The organism is Thiohalocapsa halophila (assembly GCF_016583825.1).
GTDB lineage: Bacteria > Pseudomonadota > Gammaproteobacteria > Chromatiales > Chromatiaceae > Thiohalocapsa > Thiohalocapsa halophila.
Map to the genome: position 1 here is coordinate 70,123 of NZ_NRRV01000005.1, position 19,434 is coordinate 89,556.

A 19,434-nucleotide genomic window follows, 5' to 3' on the forward strand; every position below is an offset into this window, starting at 1 on the left:
TGGGCACCCCCCTGCCAAGAAGCCCCCAAGGCCCCTAGGGTGATCCCCCTATACGGCGCGTGATGATCCTCCATCCCACGGGACCACGCAACCCCACGGCAAGGCCACCGTGATTGACGAGACCCTCGCCGGCGCCTACGCCAAGCTGATGCGACGGCTGGGTTGGGCAGAAGAGCGTCACAGCCGGGCCGCGAGCAGGCGGTTACCCGCGGCTATTCGAGTAGCCGCCGCACGACCGTTCCCGCGAGCGTGAGTCCGAACAGCGCAGGCATGTAGCTGATGGTGCCGTTGACGGCGCGGTCGCGCCCGCGGACCGAAGGGGCCGGCGGCAATGGCGCCAGCGGCGGCTCATCGGACCAAACGGCCAGCACGCCGCGATCGTGACCCTGCCGGCGCAGGCGCTTGCGCACTGCGCGCGCGAGCGCGCACTCGCGGGTGTCCATCAGGTCCGTCACATGCAGGCGCGTAGGGTCCAGACGGCCGCCGGCGCCCATGCTGGCGGCGACCGGGACACCGGCCTCGAGCGCCGCGGCCAGCAGGGCCACCTTGCTGCTCAGGCTGTCGATGGCATCGGCAACGTGATCGAACGCGCCCTCGCCCACCAGCGCCGGCATGGCATCGACGCTCAGAAAATCATCGCGAATGCTCAGCCGGCAGTCCGGATTGATGTCGGCGATGCGTGCGGCGACGACCTCGGCCTTCTTGGCCCCGAGGGTGCTACGCAGGGCGCAGAGCTGGCGGTTGAGGTTGGACGGCGCCACCGCATCGAAGTCAGCGATGGTGAGCCGCCCGATGCCGGCGCGCGCCAGGCCCTCCGCGGCGAAGGAGCCGACGCCGCCGAGCCCGGCCAGCAGCACATGGGCCGCCGCCAGGCGCTCGCAGCCAGCGGCGCCGATGAGGATCGCCGTGCGCTCGCAGAGGGGATTATCCGGGCTCACGCGGCCGCGGGCGCCGGCAGGGCGAGCACGGCCCGGGCGTTGGCGGTGGTGGCCGCCGCGACCTCCGCGGGCTCGGATTGACGCACCTCGGCGAGTGCCGTCAGCACCTCGGGCAAGTACTCGGGGCTGTTGCGCTGGTAGCGGTGGGAGGCGACCGTGAGGTCCGGCGCGTCCGTCTCCAGCACCAGGGCGTCCAGGGGCAGCGCCGCCGCCAGCCGCCGCAGCTTGGCGGAGCGCTCGAAGGTGAGCATGCCGCCGAAGCCGAGCTTGAAGCCGAGGTCCAGATAGGCTCGCGCCTGCTCCAGGCTGCCGTTGAAGGCGTGCGCAATGCCGCCCTGGACACCGGCCCGGCGCAGCAGCCCGAGCATGGTGTCATGGGCCTTGCGCACGTGCAGCAGCACCGGCAGTCCGGCGTTGGCGGCAATAGCGAGCTGCGCCGCGCAGAGCTCACGCTGGCGCTCGCGGGCGCCGGCGTCCTGCTCCAGCGCGAAATCGAGGCCGATCTCGCCGACGGCCAGCGGCGGCTGCTCGGCCAGTGCGGCCTCCAGCGCCGGCAGGTCGGCATCGCCGTGGCGGTCCATAAACACCGGGTGCAGACCGAGTGCCGGGTGCAGCTCGCCATGCTCGGCACAGAGCGCCAGCAGCTTCGGCCAGCCGGCGCGCTCGATGGCCGGCACCACGATATCGCCCACGCCCTGCACCCGGCACTGCGCGAGCACACGATCGCGGTCGGCATCGAAATCGGCGACGTCTAGGTGGCAGTGGGTGTCGATCAGGTGCATTGTTGACCGATGGGGCGAGGCACTAAGATGACCCGCGAGCGCGGACGACCGGCGCACAGCGCCCCAATCCTACTGCACCCGCCGCTGCCCTGCGCCGGCCCGACAGACACCACGGAGGCGACCCATGGGACTGCCGCAACGCGATACCGAGCACCACACCTACGGCGATTACGTCACCTGGCCCGAGGACGTGCGCTATGAGCTCATCGACGGCGTCGCCTACCTGATGGCGCCGGCGCCGACGCTGGAGCATCAGGACATCGCCGGAGAGCTGTATCTGCAGCTGCGTTTAGCGCTGGACGACAAACCCTGCCGCGTCTACATCGCCCCGGTGGACGTGCGCCTGCCGAAGGGGGACGAGGCGGACGAGCTCATCGACACCGTCGTGCAGCCGGACGTGCTGGTGGTGTGCGAAGAGCACAAGCTCGATCGCCGCGGCGTGCGCGGCGGCCCGGATCTGGTGGTGGAGGTCCTCTCCCCCAGTACGGCCAGCCACGACCATGTGAAAAAGCGCCGCGTCTACGAGCGCGCCGGTGTACGCGAATACTGGCTGGTGCACCCGGGCGACCGTATGGTCACCGTCTACCGGCTCGGGCCTGCGGGCTACGGCAAGCCCGACGTGCAGGAGCTGGCCGGCGAGACGCCCGTAGCGGCGCTGCCCGAGGTGAGCATCCGCTGGGACGAGCTGGTATCCCGTCTGCCGCCACAGGTGGGTTGACGGCGGGCGTGCCCGGCGCCCATTGCGACGCGCCGCCTGCTACAACACCGCCGCATCGTCGCGCATCGCGGCCCGGATCTGCCCGACTAGCCGCCGCATGGCCGCATCCGCCGGCACCGCCTGGCCCATGAGCCAGTCGTGCAGGATTTGATCCTGATAGCCCAGCAGACGCACGAAGTCTGCGCGGCCGGCAGCGTCCAGCGCCGGGAAGCCCACCTCCAGAAACCGGCTCAGCAGCAGGTCCAGCTCCAACATCCCGCGCCGGCATTGCCAGCGCAGACGTGCGGTATGCGTCGTGATCTCGGCGGTGGCGGCATCGGTTGGATCCATGACAGCGTGCCGGCGCGGGCTCAGATGGACTTCTCGAGCATCAGGTCCTTGATCTTGCCGATGGCCCGGGTGGGGTTCAGGCCCTTCGGACAGACCTCGACGCAGTTCATGATGGTGTGGCAGCGGAAGAGCTTGTAGGGCCCCTCCAGTGCATCCAGGCGCTCCTCGGTGGCCTGGTCGCGGCTGTCGGCGAGAAAACGCCAGGACGCCAGCAGGGCCTGCGGCCCGTGAAACTTCTCCGGATTCCACCAGAACGACGGGCAGGCCGTGGAGCAGGCGCCGCACATGATGCACTCGTAGAGGCCGTCCAGCTTCTCCCGGTCCTCCGGCGACTGGCGAATCTCCTGCTCCGGCAGCGGCTCCTTGCGGATGAGATAAGGCTGGACATTGCGGTACTGCTCGTAGAACTGGGTCATGTCGACCACCAGGTCCCGGATCACCGGGCGGCCCGGCATCGGGCGCACCTGGATCGGGCGCTTCAGCTCCGACACCGGCGTGACGCAGGCGAGCTTGTTGGTGCCGTTGACGTTCATGCCGTCGGAGCCGCACACGCCCTCGCCGCAGGAGTGGCGAAAGGCGAAGGTCTCGTCCTGCTCCTTGATGGCGAGCAGGGCCTCGCGCAGCATCATGCCCGGCTGCTCCTCGACCTCGTAGGTCTGCATGCGAGGCTTTTGGTCCTGCTCGGGGTGGTAACGGTAAATGCTGATCTGCATCGTTGTTCTCGATTGGCTTTCGCGTCATTAAGCGGATCGGTGAAGCGCGTCTGTCCGGCGCCGGCCTGGCGCGAAAAGGGCTGAGGGCCCGGGGCTGAGGGGCGGCGGCGAAAGACAGGCGGCGCCCTCCCTCAGCCCTCAGCCCTCAGCCCTGCCTTTAATAGACCCTCGCCTTCGGCGGAAAGCTCTCCACCGTCAGCGGCTTGGTGCGCACGGGCTTGTAGTCCATGCGATCGCCGTCGCGGGCGTAGAGGCTGTGCTTCATCCACTGCTCGTCTTCGCGCTCCGGATAATCCACACGGGAATGGGCGCCGCGGCTTTCCTGGCGGTGATAGGCCGACATCAGGGTCGCCATGCCCACGTCCACCAAGTTGTCGAGCTCCAGCGCCTCGATGCGGGCGGTGTTGAAGATCCGGCTCTGATCCTGCAGGCGCACGCGCTCGACCCGCTCGCGCAGGGCTTTGAGCTTCTCGACCCCTTCGGCCATGGTGGCGTCCTCGCGGAAGACCCCGCAGTGGTCTTCCATGAGCTTGCGCAGATCGGCCTTCACCGCTGCCACGGACTCGCCCTCGCCGGTGCGGTCCCAGCGCCCGAGGCGGGTCAGCGCCGGCTCGATGTCGGCCTCCCGCATGGGCCTGTGGTTGGGGTTCTCGGCGACGTAGTCCAGGATATCCGTGCCGGCGGCGCGGCCGAACACCAGGATGTCCAGCAGCGAGTTGCCGCCGAGGCGGTTGGCGCCGTGCACCGAGACACAGGCGCACTCGCCGGCGGCGTAGAGCCCGGGGACCACCTCTTCCGGTCCGTGCCTCGCCGGGGCGACAACCCGGGCATAGCGGTCCGTTGGGATGCCGCCCATCGCATAATGCGCAGTCGGAAACACTGGGATGCCTTGCTCGGCGGGGTCGAGGCCGAGAAATACCCGGCAGATGTCCGTGATGCCCGGCAGGCGGTGGTGGACCACGTCGGCGCCGAGGTGGTCCAGGCGCAGCATCACGTGGTCTTTGCTCGGCCCGCAGCCGCGGCCCTCGCGGATCTCCGTCACCATGGAGCGGGCGACCACGTCGCGGCTCGCCAGGTCCAGCGCCCGCGGGGCATAGCGCTCCATGAAGCGCTCGCCGTCGCCGTTGATCAGGTAGCCGCCCTCGCCGCGGGCGCCTTCGGTGATGAGCATCCCCTTGCCGGCGACGCCGGTGGGGTGGAACTGGTAGAACTCCATGTCCATCAGCGGCACGCCGGCGCGCAGCGCCATGGCCATGCCGTCGCCGGTGTTGATGAAGGCGTTGGTGGTGGTGCGGAACACCTGGCCGTGGCCGCCGGTGGCCAGCAGGGTCGCCTTGGCCTCGATGACCAAGGTCTCGCCGGTCTCGATCTCCAGCGCCAGGGCGCCGAGTACGACGCCCTCCTCGTCCCGGATCAGATCGATGGCGAAGTATTCATCGAAGAAGTGCGTGCGGGCGCGCACGTTCTGCTGATACAGCGTGTGCAGGATGGCATGGCCGGTGCGGTCGGCCGCCGCACAGGTGCGCGCCGCCTGGTCGCCGCCGAAATCCTGGCTTTGCCCGCCGAAGGCGCGCTGGTAGATGCGCCCGTCGTCGATGCGGGAGAAGGGCACGCCGGCGTGCTCCAGCTCGTAGACCGTCGGGATGGCCTCACGACACATGTACTCGATGGCGTCCTGGTCGCCCAGGTAGTCGGAGCCCTTGACGGTGTCGAACATGTGCCAGTGCCAGTCGTCCGGCAGCACATTAGCGAGCGCCGCATTCACGCCGCCTTGGGCTGCCACCGTATGCGAGCGGGTCGGGAACACCTTGGACACCACGGCGACGCGCAGGTCGGCGCTGGCCAGGCGCAGCGCCGCGTTCAGCCCGGCGCCGCCGGCGCCGATAATCAATGCATCGAACCTGCGATGCGGAATTGGGCGATGAGGGATGGGCATGCGGACCTCCAGCCGTGGTTATTGGAATGCGCGGGCGGCGATGATGGCCTGCGCCGCCCAGAGACCGGAGGCCAGGAGCACGAAGCCCACCAGCGTCATGGCAGTCGCCCTGGGCCCAATGGGCTTCATGTAGTCCATGAGCACGTCCCGGATGCCGACCCAGGCGTGCGCCAGCAGAATCGGGATGAACAGCAGCAGCCCCAGCGCTACCCAGGGGCTCGCCGCCCAGGCGACCAGCTCGGCATGGCTCGCTGGCGCCGAGAGCATGAAATACAGCGCCAGGTAGCTGCCGAAGAGGCCGAGATAGACCGCCGTCGTCCGTTGCAGAAACCAGGCCTTGAGTCCGGATGCACGCCGGCTCATAGCACCATCCCCCCGGCGACGACCAGCGTCAGCACCAGCGCCGCCGCCAGTGCCGTCCAGGCGGTGCCCCGGGCCGTCGGGCGATCCACGCCCAGGCCCAAATCGATGACCAGATAGCGGACACCAGCGATCAGGTGGTGCAGCAATGCCCAGGCCATCACCACCAGGACCAGCTGCACCAGCGGGTGGCCGAGGAAAGCCGCCGACGCCGCGAACCCCGCCGGGCTCGCCAGCGCCTGCGCGAACAGCCAGGCAAAGACCGGGATGGACAGCACCATCAGTACGCCGCTGACACGGTGCAGGATGGACACCACCGCCGGGATCGGCAGGCGGATGCGCCACAGCTCCAGAAAGACAGGTCGATGTGTTGTCATTGTCTCCTCGGCAGTAAGACGGCCGCCGGCGCGACCATCTACAGGTGGTGTGACCGCGCCGCGCGCGGTTCGTTTTCGTGCCCGTGGCAACCGAAGTCCGGGCAGTTTATCCGGTCTCTGTTCGCTGGTCTCTGGGGGCTGATCTCTAGGGACTGGTCTCTGGGCGCTGGTCTGTGCTTAGCGCAACGCCGCCACGGCCCCCGCAACAACGGCCTCGCAGTTTTTGTGCAGCGCAGCAGGTTATAGGCGCCTCAGCCTCGCCACAAGAGCGCCCAGCCAATAGTCACCATCCCAATAGCCGATAACGCCAACGACGAGGCTGTAACCCGCTTCCGAGGTTCCGGCGCTGGCGGATCAAGCCGCACTGGGACAGGCGTCGCGGAGGAGGCAGTCAGCGCACAGCGGCCGCCGCGCCCGACAGATGTCCTTGGCGTGGCGGACGATGAGGGCGTGGTATTCGTTGAACAGCGCAGTGTCCGCTCCCAGAGCTTGCTCGAACAGGGCGCGGATGACCTCGTAGCCCTCGCCGCCGTCGAGGAGACCCAAGCGGCCGAAGAGCCGGCGGGTGTAGGCGTCGACGACGAAGACCGGCCGGGCGAAGGCGTAGAGCAGAATATCGTCCGCCGTCTCCGGACCCACCCCATGCATGGCGAGGAGGCGGCGGCGCAGGCTGGCGGTGTCTTCGGCGGCCAGCGCCGCCTCGCCGCCGGCGGCGAGCAAGGCACTGCAGAAGGCCCGCAGGCGCGCCGCCTTGACGTTGAAATAGCCCACCGGGCGCAGCAGCGCGGCGAGCTCGGCCTCCGGGACCGCCAGCACGGCCTCCGGCGTCAAGGGGATGCGGGCGGCGAGATGGCCCAGGGCCTTCTCGACATTGGTCCAGGCAGTATTTTGCGTGAGGATGGCACCCAGCATGACCTCGAAGGGCGTCTCGGCGGGCCACCAGCCCTGGGGGCCATGCGCCGCGAGCAGGCGCTCGAACACCCGTCGCAGAGTCTCGTCCGCGCCGTCGCCGTCGCCGCGAGCAGCCGACGGCGCCGTCGGACCTTCGACGGTCATCGAGACGGCATCAACCGGCGCTCGGGCCGGCAGCGAACGGCCGGGGACAGCGGCGGGTGGTCCTGCGGCGCGGCATCCTCAGACTTGCTCCCCCTTCGGCACCACCACGATGCCCTCGGGCGAGACATCGAAGCGCGCTTCGTCGGCGGCGCGGTCGAAGCCGATGCGCGCGCCGGGGCGAACGATGACGTCCTTATCGCAGATACAGTGGCGAATCTGCGCGCCCTCGCCGACCTTGACCCCTTCGAACAAAATGGTCTCGTCGACAATGGCGCCGTCTTCCACCTCCACCAGCGGAAAGAGCACCGAGTGGCTGACGCCGCCGCCGCGGATGACGCTGCCGGCGGCCAGCATGGAGTTGACGAAGATGCCCTCGTTGCCCGACCGAGCCCCGGGCACGGTGCGCGCTGGCGGGTACTGACCCTGGTAGGTGAGGATATTCCAGTCCGGCTGATACAGATCCAGCGGCGGCTCGGCCTCCAGCAAGGCCATGTTGGCGCGGAAATAGGCATCGGTGGAGCCGAGGTCGCTCCAGTAGCGGTCCGGCGTCACCCGCCCGCGCTCGCCGCCGAAGCGATAGGCATGGACCGTCTCGCGCTCCAGCAGGGGCGGCAGCAGATGGGTGGCAAGGTCCGCCCCGGCGCCGGGCGGGCTCGCGGGGTCGGCGGCGGATGCAGCTTCCGCCTCGGCGGCGGCCAGGGCATCCAGCTCGCGCAGCAGTAACGCCTTGTCCACCACGTAGACGCCCATGGGCGCATCGAAGGGAGTGTCCGCATCCAGGGTCGGCCGATGGGTCAGTCCCTGAAGGCGCTCGCCGTCATCGCAGTGCAGCGCCACCACGCCGTCCGCCGCGGCCGCGCCCGCCGGGCGTACGGCGCAGGTCACCCCGGCCGCTTGCTCACGGTGGGCGCGGATCAGCTCCGCATAATCCATGCGATAGACCAGCCCGCCGTCGAGCAACAGCACCTGCTCGGCGCGAGAGCGCTCGATCAGATACCGATTCTGCCGCAGTGCATCCAGTACGCCGCCATACCAGTCGCCGCCGGTGCGCATCTGCGGCGGTACCGCGGTGATGAACTCGCCGAGCTCCGCATTGAACAGAGACCAGGCGTCGCGCAGGTGCTTTTGCAGCGAATGCGACTTGTATTGAGTCAGCACCAGGACCTGACGCAGCCCGGAATGCAGGCAATTGGCCAGCGTGAAGTCGATGACCCGGTATTTCCCGGCGAAGGGCACTGCCGCCTTGGTGCGCTGCTGGGTCAGCGGTGCGGGGGCACCGCGCTCAATGGCGAAAATGAAGGTCAGGGTGGCGCTGGGCATGATGCTCGCTGAAGGGGGTCGCGCGCAGGCGTGCAAGGCGTCGGCCCGGTCGAGGCCGGTGCCAGGATCGGACATGTCGGGCGAGAGCGGCCCGACTGCCCGCCGTGGGCGATGCCGAGCAGCGGGCCGCGGCGGCTTGGCTGCGGCGCTGTCGCCTCGGCCGCGGCGACGGGGCCGTCCGTCATCCGGGCCGGGATCGACAATCGATCACAGACCTACCAGGCCGCCCGCCCCGCTGACGATGCTGACGGCATTGTAGACCAAAGCACCGCCGCCGACGGCCAATGTCAGCAGCAGCGCGAGGCGGTGCAGTAGCGTGGACAGCCCGTGCCGGCGGCGCCGGTTGGCACTCTGGCGCTGCCGATGCGGGCGCTCGGGCGAGAGCATGGGCAGTCTCCGTTGGGGTTGCGGCTGTCGGATCACATCCGGGGCGCGAGGCATGGCCCGACTCACCCGGCCTTGGCCAGCCGCCGCTCTTCCATGACTGCCGTCGGCTGGGAGGGCAGCGGGTGCAGCAGTAGCGAGCGCCCGGTCATCCCCTCGGGCACCGGGAGCCCCATCAGGGTCAGCACCGATGGCGCCACATCCGCCAGTGTACCGCTCGGCGCCAGCAGCCAGCGCTGCTGGTCGACCACCAGCAAGGGCACCGGATGCGTGGTGTGCTGGGTGTGCGGCTCGTCGGTCTCGGGGTCCGTCATCATGTCGCAATTGCCGTGGTCGGCGGTGAGCAGCACCGCATAACCGCCGGCCACGGCAGCGTCGAGCACCCGCCCGACCTGGGTGTCCACCGCTTCCATGGCGCGCACGGCGGCGGTCATGTCGCCGGTGTGGCCCACCATGTCGCCATTGGCGAAGTTGACCACGACAAAGCCATAGTCACCGCCGGCGATGGCCTCGACCACGGTGTCCGCCACCTGTGGTGCGCTCATCTCGGGCTTCATGTCATAGGTGCGCACCGACGGGGACGGAATCAGCTGGTGCGACTCGCCCGCCGCCGGCGCCTCGATGCCGCCGTTGAAGAAGAAGGTCACATGGGCGTACTTCTCGGTCTCGGCGCAGTGGAGCTGGCGGATATCGCACTCGCTCAGATAACGGTTCAGGGCCACCGCCGGCACCTCCGGCGAGAAGGCAAAGGGCAGGCCCAGGGTCTTGTCGTAGTCCATCATGCAGGTGATGGCCGCTTTCGGCGCGCTGCCGCGGTCAAAGCCGTCGAAGTCCGCCAACGCCAGGGCCGCCGCGATCTGCCGCGGTCTGTCCTTGCGGAAGTTGAAGAGCACCAGCGGATCATCGGGCTCCATGCCGTCGTAGCCGTTGATGACGCTCGGGTGGATGAACTCGTCGGTCTCGCCGGCAGCATAGGCGGCATTGATGGCGCTTCGGGCATCGGCGGCACCGCGGCCTTTGCCGAGCACGATGGCGCGCCAAGCGCGCTCGGTGCGCTCCCAGCGGCGGTCGCGGTCCATGGCGTAGTAGCGCCCGCTGACGGTGGCGAAGCCGCCGCGCGCGCTCGCCAGCGCCTGCTCCAGCTCGCCCAGCTCGTTGAGGGCGGATTTGGGCGGCGTGTCGCGGCCGTCGGTGATCATATGCAGCAGGGGCTTCGCGCCGCGGCGCCGGCACAGCTCGATGAGGGCCATGAGATGGCGCACATGGGAGTGGACGCCCCCCTCGGACACCAGCCCGAGCAGGTGCAGCGGCCGGCGCGCGGCCTTGGCGGCATCGGCGGCCGCGATGAGCGCGGCGTTGTCGAAGAAGCGCTCGTCGGCGATGGCGTCGTCGATGAGCACCAGATCCTGGCGCACGGTACAGCCGCTGCCCAGGGTCATGTGGCCCACCTCGGAGTTGCCCATCTGCCCGTCCGGCAGACCCACGCCGCCGCCGGAGGCGTTGAGCATGGTGAAGGGGTAGCGATAGAAGTATTCGTCCAAGCGCGGCGTCTGCGCCTGGGCCACGGCATTGTTGAGCTTGCTGGGATTGACGCCGACGCCGTCCAGGATCACCAGCACCACGGGCTTGGCCGGCGCCTCGGCCGGCTCCGAGCCTGCGGTCGTCGGCGTTGTATCGGACTGGCTCATGGGATTCTCCGCTGAAGATTGCGGTTGCCGAAAGTGTCCAACTGATAAGCGCAAGATTCGTGCCGCCACTTTCGTCACGCGCCGCTCTCAACAAAGACGCTGCTGGCCCCGCAATGCACCCGTAGCACCGGGGCGTGCACTGCACCCTATCGGTGCGTCATGCGCGATGCTTGGGCAAGGACTGGGGCAAGAGCTGGGGCGAAAGCTGGGGCGAAAACAACGCTGGCCGCGGCTCACCGGCCGCCGGCGATGTCTGCTTGGCGAAACAGCATAGCCAGGCGGCGCAGAAACGCAGCCTGTGGCTTTCCTCCATGGGGGTAGCGCAAACCGCTGTGCTGTACCGAGGCTCGATGCCAGGAGTCGCCGGCGGGGAGTCGCCGGCGGGGATCGCGGCGGCATGCGGGCGCTGCCGCGCCGTAGCCGCGCGCGGATGCGCGCTCAGGCGCGGGTCGCCGCCGCCCGCAGCATGACGGCCTTCATGTCCGCGACGGCGGCGGCGAGGCCCGAGAAGACCGCCCGGGCGATGATGGCGTGGCCGATGTTGAGCTCACGCACACCGGAAAGCGCCGCGATGGCCGCGGTGTTGTGATAATCCAGCCCGTGTCCGGCATTCACCTGCAGGCCGAGGCTCAGGCCGTGCTCCACGGCACCGGCGATGCGCGCGAGCTCGCCGGCGCGGGCCGTCGGCGTCTCGGCGTCGGCATAGCGCCCGGTGTGGATCTCCACCACGGGTGCGCCCACCTCGGCCGCGGCGTCGAGCTGCGTCGGATCCGGGTCGATGAACAGCGACACGCGCACGCCCGCCTCCGCGAGCATGGCGCAGAAATCGCTCAGCTCGCTGCGGTGGTCGGCGACGTCGAGTCCGCCCTCGGTGGTGAGCTCGGCCCGGCGCTCCGGCACCAGGCAGCACTCTGCCGGGCGCAGCCGGCTCGCAACACGGCCCATTTCCGCGGTCGCGGCCATTTCCAGGTTCATGCGCGAGTGCAGGATGTCCCGCAGCAGCTCCACATCCCGGTCCTGGATGTGGCGGCGGTCTTCGCGCAGGTGCAGGGTGATGGCGTCCGCCCCCGCCTGCTCGGCCACCAGGGCGGCCTGGATCGGCTCCGGGTAGCGGGTGCCGCGGGCCTCGCGCAGCGTCGCCACATGGTCGATGTTGACGCCGAGCAGGATGGGTGCGCCGTCGTCGGATGCGGACATGATTCGTCGGCTCCTTGCATTGGGTGTTGGTTGTCAGCCCGGCTGGCAGCCCGGATGTCGGGCGACCGGGGCGCGGGCAGCCGCACGCGCTCAGGCGCGCCGGCGGCGCGCGGTGAACAGGGCGCGGCTGCGCAGCGGCTTCTCGCCCAGGTGCGGCGCCAAGAGCCGACGCAACAGGTCCCGGGCCTCGCGAGCGCCGGCGCCAACCAGGGAATGCCCGTGGTGCAGCGCCAGCAGGGTCGCGCCGCTGACGGCGCTCGGGTCGTCTGCTCGGGCCGCCCGCACGGGGCCGCGCTCAGGCTCGCAAACATAGCGCAGTTGCGGCTGCACCGCGGCGCCGCTGTCGGCGTCGCGATCCAGCGGAGGCCGATAGCCCAGCTGCTCCAGCAGGCTGAGCTCGAAGCGCCGCAGCGGCGTGTCGGCGCCGTCGGGGCCCGCCAGCTCCGCCAGGGCGCGTTGGTAGGCACCGAACAGCACTTCGTCGGCCTCATCCCGACCCAGGAGCCGCAGCAGCAGCTCGTTGACATAGAAGCCACAATAGATCGCCTCACCCGCCAGCGCCGCGGCACGGTCGGCGGGCTCGGCATGGGTGAGGGTGCAGACCTCGCCCCGCCCGCGCCAGGCGATGAGCAGCGGTGTGAAGGGCTGCAGCAGCGCCGCCTGGCTGCCGCCGGCCCGGCGCCCGCGGCGAGCGCCCTTGGCCACCAGCGGCAGCCGGCCCCGGGCCGCCGTGAAGACCTCCAGCAGCAGGCTGGTGTCGCCGTAGTCCCGACGATGCAGCACATAGGCCGCTTGCAGCTGATCGCGACTCATCGCAGGACGGGCTCGGATCGACGCATCGGGCTCATCGGCCAGCGCTCGGCGCCCGCGAGCGCGCTAGTCGCCGTAACCCAGGCTCACCAGCGCCGCGTCGTCGCTGCTCCAGCTCGCCTTGACCTTGACCCAGACCTCCAGGTGCACCGGGCAGGCGAACATCTGTTGCATCTGCCGGCGCGCCTGTGTGGCCGTCGCCTTGAGCGCGTCGCCGCCGCGGCCGATGATGATTGCCTTCTGTCCCTCGCGCTCCACCCAGACGATGGCATGGATCAGGTAGCGCCCGTCGTGCTCTTCGAAGCGCTCGATCTCGACGGTGACCGCATAGGGCAGCTCCTGGGCATAGCGGCGGGTCAGCTGCTCGCGCAGGAGCTCGGCAGCGAAGAAGCGCTCGGAGCGGTCGGTGAGCTGGTCGTCCGGGAACAGCCGCGGCCCTGACGGCAGCCGCGCGAGGATACGGTCCTCCAGCAGCGTGACTTGATCACCGGTGCGGGCCGACAGGGGCACGATCTCGATGAAGTCATGGCGCTCGCCGAGCTGTTGCAGGTAGGGCAGCAGCGCCGACTTGTCCTTCACCCGGTCGACCTTGTTCACTGCGACCAGCACCGGCGGCCCGGCGGCGGCCGCGGCTTCCAGTGCCAGCGCGTCCTCATCGGTGAAGCGCAGCGCCTCCACCACGAGCAGAATGACATCCACGTCGGCGAGCGCCGCCCGCGCCGTGCGGTTCAGCAGGCGGTTCAGCGCGCTGCCGCCGCGCTGGTGCATCCCCGGCGTGTCCACGTACAGGATCTGGCCGTCGTCGCGGCTCTTCACGCCCAGCAGGGCGTGCCGGGTGGTCTGGGCCTTGTGCGAGGTGATGGCGAGCTTCTGCCCCAGCAGACGATTGAGCAGCGTCGACTTGCCGACATTGGGCCGGCCGAGAATGGCGACGGTGCCGCAGCGGTCAGTCATGGCTGCCTGCCTGCAGCTCGGCGAGCATCCGGCCTGCGGCGTCCTGCTCGGCGCGCCGGCGGCTGCTGCCCAGCCCCCGGCTCTCGGCGCCGGTGTCCGCCAGGCGGCAGGTGACCGCGAACTGCTGATCGTGGGCCGCACCGGAGACGTCGACGACGCTGTACTCGGGCACCGGACGCCGCCGGCCCTGGAGCCATTCCTGGAGGCGCGTCTTGGGGTCCTTGACGGCGTCCTCACCGGCAACCCGGGCCAAGCGCTCGGCGAACAGCCGCAGGACCATGTCGCGCACGCGCTCCAGACCGCAGTCCAGGTAGACAGCGCCGATCAGGGCCTCCAGGGCATCGGCGAGAATGGAGTCCCGGGCATGGCCGCCCGTGCGCAGCTCGCCGGGCCCGAGACGCAAATAATCGCCGAGGCGCAGCTCCCGGGCCACTGCGGCCAGGCTGTCCTTGTTGACCAATGCCGCCCGACGCCGGCTCAGCTCGCCTTCGTCGGCGTCCGGAAAGCGCGACCACAGGGCTTCGGCCATCACCAGTCCGAGGGCGGCGTCGCCCAGGAATTCGAGCCGCTCATTGTTGGCCCGCCCGGCGCTGCGATGAGTCAGAGCCAGGGCCAGCAAATCCGTACGTAGAGGGGTGTCGTCACCGAGCAATGCCCGCACGAGCAGGCTTGGGTTCGCGCTCATGGCGTCTCGAGCAGTACCTCGTGGTCGAAGGTCATGACGACGTCGACATTGGCGATCAGGTGCTCGCGCACCTGGTAGCTCAGCATCAGATTCAGCCCGTCGTCGACGCGCTCGAGCTTGAAGTCTTTGCGGCTGATGTTGCCGACGTTGTTGATGTTGAGCTGCATGCCCAGGCTCTGCAGGATGGACCGCGGGCCCTTGGCAATGACCTCGGGCTTCTCCGGCATCCGGTCCATGATGGAGCGCACCTGCCAGTAGCCGGCATAGGCGGGCACCATGGCAATGGCGACCCGCACGAAGAACACCACCAGAACGATGACGATCAGCACCGCGCCCAAGCCCATGCCGCGTTGGCGATACGGCGCAGGATGCGCACGGGCCCGGATCATAGCGACGCGCTCCGGCACCGGCGCTCAATGGATGACATCGCCGAGGCGGTCGAAGGCCACCGGGAAGCCATCGCGCCCGCCGTCCCAGTGCATCCAGATGGCAAACGCCTTGCCCACCAGGTTGCCGTCCGGCACGAAGCCCCAGCAGCGGCTGTCGTTGCTGTTGTCGCGGTTGTCGCCCATGACGAAATAGGCTTCGTCGGGCACCGTCACCGGGCCGTCCGCCAAGACCGTGCAGCCCGGGGGCAGATCACGGGCGCGCGGATTGATCAGGATCTCGTGCTCCATGCCGTCGATGGCTTCTACTGCACGCAGTGCACCGGTGTGGCCCTGCCCCGAGCCCTCGCCCACATAGGGCGGCAACGGCACCTGCTCCGCCGGCTCGCCGTTCAGATAAAGCGTCTTGTTGCGATAGTAGACCTGGTCGCCGGGCACCGCGACGACGCGCTTGATGTAGTCGATGGACTCGTCCTGCGGGAAGCGGAACACCACCACATCGCCGCGCTCCGGCTCGCCCAGATCCACGAATTTGGTATTGAGCACCGGCAAGCGCAGGCCGTAGGCGAACTTGTTCACCAGGATGAAATCACCCACCAGCAGCGTCGGCATCATGGACCCGGATGGGATCCGAAAGGGCTCCACCAAGAAGGAGCGCAGCAACAGCACCGCCAGGATCACCGGAAAGAAGGAGCGGGCGTACTCAACGATCACAGGCTCGCGATAGCGCCGCCGGGCAGCCTCGGCTTGCCCGGCCGGAGCACCCATCCCGCCCGCGGCCTCGGTACCGCCGCCGGCGGCCTGCTCGGCCGCAAGACGCCGGCGACGGGGGGCGAATGCCAGCGCGTCCACCAGCCAGATGCCGCCGGTGAGCGCCGTCGCGGCGACGAGAAAGGTCGGGAAGTCGAAGCTCATGCTGTTTCGGCGGATCGCTGTGGACGGGACGAGTGCTGAGATGACGCAGGGCGCTGCCGGGCACCGGTCGCTGCCGCGCGGGGCAGCGCGGGCGCGCTGCCCGCTGGCGCCTCACGCCATGGGCGCAGAGGGCTGTGCGGCCGCGCAGTGCCTGCGGGCGCTAGCGCGACGCAGGCTCGCGCCGACTCATCGGCTCGCAAAAACCCCTAATTATCCTTCCCGGCTTGCAAGACGGCAAGAAATGCTTCCTGCGGGATCTCGATCCGACCCACCTGCTTCATGCGCTTCTTGCCCGCCTTCTGCTTCTCCAGCAGCTTGCGCTTGCGGGTGACATCGCCGCCATAGCACTTAGCGGTGACGTTCTTGCGCAGCGCCTTGACGCTGCTGCGGGCGATGATCTTGCTGCCGATGGCCGCCTGGATGGCCACCTCGTACATCTGCCGCGGGATCAGCTCCTTCATGCGCTCGGTGAGCTCGCGACCGCGGAACTGGGCATTGTTGCGGTGGACGATCAGCGACAGGGCATCCACGCGCTCGCCGTTGATCAGGATGTCGAGCTTCACGAGATCTGCCGCCTGGAAACGCTTGAGCTCGTACTCGAAGGAGGCATAGCCCCGGCTCACGGACTTGAGGCGGTCGAAGAAGTCCAGCACCACTTCGTTCAGCGGCAGCTCGAAGGCGGCCTGCACCTGCCCGCCCAGGTACTGGAGCTGCTTCTGCACACCGCGCTTTTCGATGCACAGGCTCATGACGCCGCCGAGCAGCGCCTGGGGCACCAGGATGTGGGCCTCGATGATGGGCTCGCGGATCTCGGCGATGGCACCGACCTCCGGCAGGTTCGCCGGATTGTCGACGCTGAGGATCTCGCCGTCCTGCTTGACCACCTCATAGACCACCGTGGGTGCGGTGGTGATCAGCTCCAGGTCATACTCGCGCTCCAGGCGCTCTTGCAGGATCTCCATGTGCAGCATGCCGAGAAAGCCGCAGCGGAAGCCGAAGCCGAGCGCCTGGGAGGTCTCGGGCTCGTAGAACAGCGACGAGTCGTTCAGGCGGATCTTGCCGAGCGCATCGCGCAGGTCCTCGTAGTCGTCCGAAGACACCGGGTACAGCCCGGCGAAGACCCGCGGCTGGATCTGGCGGAAGCCGGGCACGCGCCCCGCCGCCGGTCGCTCGGCACTGGTGATGGTGTCGCCCACGGGCGCACCGTCGATGTCCTTGATGCCGGCGATGAGAAAGCCGACCTCGCCGACGCCCAGGGTCGGGCGCTCGGTCTTCTTGGGCGTGAACACGCCCACCCGGTCCACCTGATGCACCCGCTGCGTGGACATGACCTGGATGCGGTCTTTCTTGCCGAGGGTGCCGTTGACCACCCGGATCAGGGACACGACGCCGACATAGGGATCGAACCAGGAGTCGACGATGAGCGCCTGCAGCGGCGCATCGGCATCCCCGGCCGGCGGCGGCACATGCTTGACCAGCATCTCCAGCAGCTCCGGGATGCCCTGCCCCGTCTTGGCGCTCACCCGCAGGGCGTCGGTGGCCTCCAGGCCGATGATCTCTTCGATCTCGTTGATCACCCGCTCCGGCTCCGCCGAGGGCAGATCGATCTTGTTCAGCACCGGCAGCACCTCGAGCCCCAGGTCGATGGCCGTGTAGCAGTTGGCAACGCTCTGCGCCTCCACGCCCTGGGCCGCATCCACCACCAGCAGCGCCCCTTCGCAGGCCGCCAGCGAGCGCGAGACCTCGTAGGAGAAATCCACGTGGCCGGGGGTGTCGATGAAGTTCAGCTCATAGAGCTCGCCATCCGCCGCCGGATAGTCCAGGGTGACGCTCTGCGCCTTGATGGTGATACCGCGCTCGCGCTCCAGGTCCATTGAGTCCAGCACCTGGTCCGACATCTCGCGGGCCGTGAGGCTGCCACAGTGCTGGATGAAGCGATCCGCCAGCGTCGACTTGCCATGGTCGATATGGGCGATGATCGAGAAGTTGCGGATATGTTTCTGGTCCGGCATGGGTTGGATTCGGTCCTGGTTGGCGCGGCGCCCGAGGGCCGCTCGGCGATGGGTGCTGCTGGGCGGATGCTGCTGGGCGGAGGGTGCTGGGCGGATGGTGCTGGGCGCCCGCGTCAGTCCGCGGGGATGCGGATGGGATAGAACATGCGACCATCCCCGCGCTGCACCAGTACGGCGACGGCATTCCCCGGCTTGACGGCGTCCAGGAGCTCGCGAAAGCGGCGGGTGTCCGGCACCGGCTCGCCGTCGAAGCTGATGATGACGTCGCCGGCCCGGATGCCGCCTCGCTGTGCCGGGCCGCTCTCGACGCTCTCGACAATGACGCCCCGGTCTCCGAGGCCCATGCGCTCGCGCTCGTCCGCGCTCAGGTCCGCCACCACCAGCCCCAACCGGTCCGCCGCCGCCTGCTCCACCTGCCCGGAGACGACGGTGAAGGCATCTTCCTCCGGCAGCTCCGAGAGCAGCACCGGCAGCTCCAGGGTTTCGCCGTCGCGCAGCACCGTCAGCACGGCCTCGGTGCCGACCTTGGCGGCGCCCACCATGGGCGGCAGGTTGCTGGAAGTGGCGACCTGCTTGCCGTTGAAGGCGAGCACGATGTCGCCGGCGCGCAGGCCGGCGGCCGCGGCGGGGCTGTCCGGCAGCACCTGCGCCACCAGCGCACCACTGGGATGGCGCATGCCGAAGGTCTCAGCGAGCTCGCGGGTGACGTCCTGAATCAGAATACCGAGCCAGCCGCGGCTGACGCGGCCCTTGTCCTTGAGCTGCGCCACCACGTCCATGGCCACATCGATGGGAATGGCGAAAGACAGCCCCATGAAGCCGCCCGTGCGGCTGTAGATCTGCGAGTTGACCCCCACCACTTTGCCGTCGAGGTCAAACAGGGGCCCGCCGGAGTTGCCCGGGTTGATGGCCACGTCGGTCTGGATGAAGGGCACATAGTCCTCGGTGGGCAGGGAGCGGCCCTTGGCACTCACGATGCCGGCGGTGGCCGAATGCTCGAAGCCGAAGGGCGAGCCGATGGCCAGCACCCACTCCCCCACCTTCAGGTCCGACGCCGAGCCGATCTCCACCGCGGGCAAATCGGTGCCGTCCACCTTGAGCAGCGCCATATCGCTGCGCTCGTCGGCGCCGATCACCTTGCCGATGAGCTCGCGCCGATCGCTGGTGCGCACGATGATCTCATCGGCGGCCTCGATGACATGAGCATTGGTCAGCACATAGCCGTCCGGCGACAGGATGAAGCCCGAGCCCAGGGAGCGGCCGTTCTCGCCGTCCTCCGGCAGCGGTCCCTCCTCGCCGAAGAAGCGGCGAAAGAAGTCATAGAGCGGGCTGTCCTCGCCGAGTCCCTCTTCCTTGCCGAAGTCCTGCGGGCCGTAAAGGGCGCTCTGCTTGGTGCTGATGTTCACCACCGCCGGTCCATAGCGTTCCACCAACACGGTGAAGTCCGGCAAGCCGAAGCGCACCGCCGGCACGCCGGGCTCGTCCGACGCAGCTCCTTGCATGGCGGGCGCGAGCAACAACAAACACAGCAGTGAGCGGATCACGATGGACATCGAGGCATCTCTGGCACTCGCTTGAGCTGGCGATGAGGAAGCGACATGACCGCTCGGCGGTCATTGCCCGAGCGGACCGACAAAGATAACAGAGCGTAGGGGCGGCGGGACGCCGAGCGCCGCAGTCCGGCCCGGCAGCGGGGTCGAGCGGCGGGCTTGGACAGCGGACCGAGGATGGCGAGCCGGCACCCCGACCCTGCCTTGGGCCAGTGCTCGGTTTGGTGCTCGGCCTGGTGCTCGGCCTGGTGCTCGGCCCGGTATTGGCGCTGGGGCTTGATCAGGCGGGTGCTGATGCCCCGAATGCCGGCCCCGCGACCGGC

Annotated in this window: 20 protein-coding genes; 1 reads left to right on the top strand and 19 read right to left on the bottom strand. The window is 69.0% G+C overall.

Annotation, left to right across the window (positions count from 1 at the left end; translation table 11 throughout):
• Nucleotides 1-212: 212 nt before the first annotated feature.
• Together CKO31_RS03380 and CKO31_RS03385 are read right to left on the bottom strand one after the other, a co-directional pair.
• Nucleotides 213-938 carry a tRNA threonylcarbamoyladenosine dehydratase gene (locus tag CKO31_RS03380; protein ID WP_200234078.1) on the bottom strand — a complete coding sequence of 242 codons (726 nt, stop codon included), beginning with the start codon at nt 936-938 and terminating at the stop codon, nt 213-215.
• Nucleotides 935-1,720: a TatD family hydrolase gene (locus CKO31_RS03385; protein ID WP_200234080.1), complete on the bottom strand. Its 786-nt coding sequence runs from the start codon at nt 1,718-1,720 to the stop codon at nt 935-937. The genes CKO31_RS03380 and CKO31_RS03385 overlap by 4 nt, the downstream gene beginning before the upstream one ends.
• A 124-nt stretch (nt 1,721-1,844) precedes the next feature.
• Here CKO31_RS03385 and CKO31_RS03390 point away from each other — a divergent pair, with 124 nt between their 5' ends.
• A complete protein-coding gene (locus tag CKO31_RS03390) occupies nt 1,845-2,438 on the top strand; it encodes a Uma2 family endonuclease (protein WP_200234082.1) in 594 nt (197 codons plus the stop codon).
• A gap of 39 nt (nt 2,439-2,477) precedes the next feature.
• Here the strand turns inward: CKO31_RS03390 and CKO31_RS03395 are convergent, their stop codons facing one another.
• The 17 genes from CKO31_RS03395 to CKO31_RS03475 all read right to left on the bottom strand — a co-directional run bounded on the left by CKO31_RS03395 (nt 2,478) and on the right by CKO31_RS03475 (nt 19,114).
• The gene (locus CKO31_RS03395; protein WP_200234084.1) at nt 2,478-2,768 is read right to left on the bottom strand and encodes an FAD assembly factor SdhE; all 291 of its coding nucleotides are present in this window, start codon (nt 2,766-2,768) and stop codon (nt 2,478-2,480) included.
• Nucleotides 2,769-2,788: 20 nt separating this feature from the next.
• A complete protein-coding gene (locus tag CKO31_RS03400) occupies nt 2,789-3,481 on the bottom strand; it encodes a succinate dehydrogenase iron-sulfur subunit (protein WP_200234086.1) in 693 nt (230 codons plus the stop codon).
• 157 nt (nt 3,482-3,638) lie between these two features.
• On the bottom strand, nt 3,639-5,417 hold the full coding sequence (gene sdhA / locus CKO31_RS03405) for a succinate dehydrogenase flavoprotein subunit (RefSeq protein ID WP_200234088.1): 1,779 nt from the start codon (nt 5,415-5,417) through the stop codon (nt 3,639-3,641).
• An 18-nt stretch (nt 5,418-5,435) separates the two neighbouring features.
• On the bottom strand, nt 5,436-5,780 hold the full coding sequence (sdhD, locus tag CKO31_RS03410; RefSeq protein WP_200234090.1) for a succinate dehydrogenase, hydrophobic membrane anchor protein: 345 nt from the start codon (nt 5,778-5,780) through the stop codon (nt 5,436-5,438).
• On the bottom strand, nt 5,777-6,154 hold the full coding sequence (gene sdhC / locus CKO31_RS03415) for a succinate dehydrogenase, cytochrome b556 subunit (RefSeq protein ID WP_200234091.1): 378 nt from the start codon (nt 6,152-6,154) through the stop codon (nt 5,777-5,779). The genes sdhD and sdhC overlap by 4 nt, the downstream gene beginning before the upstream one ends.
• A 354-nt stretch (nt 6,155-6,508) precedes the next feature.
• Nucleotides 6,509-7,210: an endonuclease III domain-containing protein gene (locus CKO31_RS03420; protein ID WP_200234092.1), complete on the bottom strand. Its 702-nt coding sequence runs from the start codon at nt 7,208-7,210 to the stop codon at nt 6,509-6,511.
• Between the two features lie 78 nt (nt 7,211-7,288).
• Nucleotides 7,289-8,530 carry a glucose-1-phosphate adenylyltransferase family protein gene (locus CKO31_RS03425; RefSeq protein ID WP_200234093.1) on the bottom strand — a complete coding sequence of 414 codons (1,242 nt, stop codon included), beginning with the start codon at nt 8,528-8,530 and terminating at the stop codon, nt 7,289-7,291.
• Between the two features lie 207 nt (nt 8,531-8,737).
• A complete protein-coding gene (locus CKO31_RS03430; protein WP_200234094.1) occupies nt 8,738-8,917 on the bottom strand; it encodes a hypothetical protein in 180 nt (59 codons plus the stop codon).
• A 62-nt stretch (nt 8,918-8,979) separates the two neighbouring features.
• A complete protein-coding gene (gpmI, locus tag CKO31_RS03435; protein WP_200234095.1) occupies nt 8,980-10,602 on the bottom strand; it encodes a 2,3-bisphosphoglycerate-independent phosphoglycerate mutase in 1,623 nt (540 codons plus the stop codon).
• A 438-nt stretch (nt 10,603-11,040) separates the two neighbouring features.
• Nucleotides 11,041-11,799, bottom strand: a complete 759-nt coding sequence (gene pdxJ / locus CKO31_RS03440; protein ID WP_200234096.1) for a pyridoxine 5'-phosphate synthase — start codon at nt 11,797-11,799, stop codon at nt 11,041-11,043.
• 90 nt (nt 11,800-11,889) lie between these two features.
• Nucleotides 11,890-12,612: a DNA repair protein RecO gene (gene recO, locus CKO31_RS03445; protein ID WP_200234097.1), complete on the bottom strand. Its 723-nt coding sequence runs from the start codon at nt 12,610-12,612 to the stop codon at nt 11,890-11,892.
• Nucleotides 12,613-12,675: 63 nt separating this feature from the next.
• A complete protein-coding gene (gene era / locus CKO31_RS03450) occupies nt 12,676-13,563 on the bottom strand; it encodes a GTPase Era (protein WP_200234098.1) in 888 nt (295 codons plus the stop codon).
• Nucleotides 13,556-14,248, bottom strand: coding sequence for a ribonuclease III (rnc, locus tag CKO31_RS03455; protein ID WP_200234099.1), 693 nt, complete (start codon nt 14,246-14,248; stop codon nt 13,556-13,558). Before rnc ends, era begins: the two co-directional genes overlap by 8 nt.
• Nucleotides 14,245-14,637 carry a DUF4845 domain-containing protein gene (locus CKO31_RS03460; RefSeq protein ID WP_200234100.1) on the bottom strand — a complete coding sequence of 131 codons (393 nt, stop codon included), beginning with the start codon at nt 14,635-14,637 and terminating at the stop codon, nt 14,245-14,247. Before CKO31_RS03460 ends, rnc begins: the two co-directional genes overlap by 4 nt.
• Nucleotides 14,638-14,661: 24 nt before the next feature.
• Nucleotides 14,662-15,549: a signal peptidase I gene (gene lepB, locus CKO31_RS03465; RefSeq protein ID WP_200234101.1), complete on the bottom strand. Its 888-nt coding sequence runs from the start codon at nt 15,547-15,549 to the stop codon at nt 14,662-14,664.
• A 206-nt stretch (nt 15,550-15,755) separates the two neighbouring features.
• Nucleotides 15,756-17,561 carry a translation elongation factor 4 gene (lepA, locus tag CKO31_RS03470; protein ID WP_200234102.1) on the bottom strand — a complete coding sequence of 602 codons (1,806 nt, stop codon included), beginning with the start codon at nt 17,559-17,561 and terminating at the stop codon, nt 15,756-15,758.
• A gap of 113 nt (nt 17,562-17,674) precedes the next feature.
• Nucleotides 17,675-19,114 carry a DegQ family serine endoprotease gene (locus tag CKO31_RS03475; RefSeq protein WP_200234104.1) on the bottom strand — a complete coding sequence of 480 codons (1,440 nt, stop codon included), beginning with the start codon at nt 19,112-19,114 and terminating at the stop codon, nt 17,675-17,677.
• Nucleotides 19,115-19,434 lie beyond the last annotated feature (320 nt).